This window comes from Bacillus sp. B4EP4a (assembly GCF_006680105.1).
In the GTDB taxonomy this organism is placed as follows: Bacteria; Bacillota; Bacilli; order Bacillales; family DSM-1321; genus Peribacillus; species Peribacillus simplex_E.
The window spans coordinates 1-425 of sequence record NZ_VHIK01000081.1; the positions used below are offsets into that span (position 1 = coordinate 1).

Sequence of the window (425 nt, forward strand, 5' to 3'; positions counted from 1 at the left end):
TAAAGCGCAAACTCACGAGTAAAAGGCCCAAACTCACGAGTAAAGCACAAACTCACGAGTAAAGCACAAACTCACGAGTAAAGCACAAACTCACAAGTAAATGCGCCAGACTCACGAGTAAACGCGCCAAACTCACGAGTAAAAGCGTAAAATTCACGAGTAAAGCGCAAATTCACGAGTAAAAGGAGCAAACTCATGAGTAAACGCGCCAAACTCACGAGTAAAAGGAGCAAACTCATGAGTAAACGCGCCAAACTCACGAGTATAGCACAAACTCACGAGTAAAAGGAGCAAACTCACGAGTAAACGCGCCAAACTCACGAGTAAAAGGCACAAACTCACGAGTAAACGCGCCAAACTCACGCCAAACTCACGAGTAAAGCGCAAACTCACGAGTAAAAGGCCCAAACTCACGAGTAAAGCAC

General features: G+C 45.4%; 1 protein-coding gene. It reads right to left on the bottom strand.

Annotated features, from left to right (window positions below):
- Positions 1 to 153: 153 nt before the first annotated feature.
- The coding region (locus tag FNK51_RS27000; RefSeq protein WP_220127010.1) for a hypothetical protein at positions 154 to 425 on the bottom strand (272 nt) is incomplete at its 5' end.